General features: G+C 77.7%; 1 pseudogene. It reads left to right on the top strand.

The features are described 5' to 3' along the window. Positions 1-1,620: pseudogene (locus KBX39_RS30720) on the top strand (chromosome segregation protein SMC); the annotation flags it as partial.

The following is a 1,620-nucleotide window of genomic DNA, read 5'->3' as shown; positions in this document are numbered from 1 at the left end:
GGACACCTGGTACCGCCTCTCCGCGCTCCAGGAACGGTTCCGCTCGATCGAGCAACTGGCCCGGGAACGGCTGCGTCACCTCAGCGCCGCCGGTGACGACGAGCGCCCCGGCCGCGACCCGGAACAGCTGGAGGCGGAGTCGCGGCGCGTGCGCGAGCAGGAGGAGGAGCTGCGCGCCGCGCTCACCGAGGACCAGATCCGGCTGGCCGAGGCGGTCGAGCACCGCCAGGAGCTGGAACGCCAGCTCGCCGCCGCCGAGCGGGAACTGGTCGCCGCCGCCAAGGCGATCGCCGACCGGCGCGAGGGACTGGCCCGCCTGACCGGCCAGGTGAACTCCGCCCGGGCCCGGACCACGAGCGCCGGCGAGGAGATCGAACGGCTCGCCGCCGCGCACACCGACGCGATGGGCCGGGCCGAGAAGGCTCAGGCCGACCTGGACGCGGTCGCCGAGCAGTCGACCGAGGCGGACCGGGACAACGCCGACCTGGACGCCCGGCACGACGAGGCGGTGGCCGTACACGAGCGGGCCCAGGCGGCGGTGCGCAGCCTGACCGACGGGGAGCGCGCCGCGGAGAAGGACGCCGCCACCTGGAAGGCCCGCGAGGAGGCGCTCGCGATGGGCCTGCGCCGCAAGGACGGCGCCGGTGAGCTGCTGGCCCGCGCCGACCAGGTTCCCGGCCTGCTCGGCAGCCTCGCCGGGCTGCTCACCGTCGCGCCCGGTGACGAGGCGGCGCTCGCCGCCGCGCTGGGCGGGCTCGCCGACGCGGTGGCGGTCAGCGGCGTGGACGAAGCGGTCGAGGCGATGCGGCTGCTCAAGATCTCCGACGCCGGCCGGGCCGGGCTGCTGGTCGGCAGCCCCGCCGGGCCGGGCATGGACGGCTCCGCGGACGCGCTGCGCCCGAAGCTGCCCGAGGGCGCCCGCTGGGCGCCCGACCTGGTGGAGTGCTCGGCCGAGATCCGGCCGGCCGTGCACCGGGCGCTGCGCGACGTCGCGCTCGTCGACGACCTGGCCGCCGCGTCCGCGCTCGTCGTTGCGAACCCGGAGCTGCGCGCGGTCACCCCCGACGGCGACGTGGTCGGGGCGTACGCGGCGGCGGGCGGGTCGGCAAAGGCGCCTAGCTTCATCGAGGTGCAGGCCGCCGTCGAGGAGGCGCGGGCCAACCGCGCCACCGCCGAGCGGACCGCCGCCGAGCTGCGCGAACAGCTCGCCGAGGCGCGCGCCGAGGTGGCCGCCGCCAAGGAGGCCGTGCAGCACGCCGCCGCCGCCAAGCGGGAGGCGGAGAGCCACCGCAACGCCGCCGCGCGCCGCCTCGCCGAACTGGGCGCGGCCGCCCGATCGGCGAAGGCGGAGACCGACCGGCTCGGCGAGTCCCGGGCACGCGCCGAGGCGGCCCGGGAACGGGACCTCGCGGCGCTGGCCGAGCTGGAGGAACGGCTGCGGCTGGCCGAGGCCACCCCGATCGACGCCGAACCGTCCACCGAGGAACGCGACCAGCTCGCCGCCATGGTGCCGCAGGCACGGCAGAACGAGATGGAGGTCCGGCTCGCGGTGCGTACCGCCGAGGAGCGGGTGGCCTCGATCGCCGGGCGGGCCGACTCGCTGGCCCGGCAGGCCACCGC

This window comes from Micromonospora sp. D75 (assembly GCF_018070405.1).
GTDB lineage: Bacteria > Actinomycetota > Actinomycetes > Mycobacteriales > Micromonosporaceae > Micromonospora > Micromonospora chalcea.
This window is presented reverse-complemented; position numbering and strand designations above follow the sequence as displayed.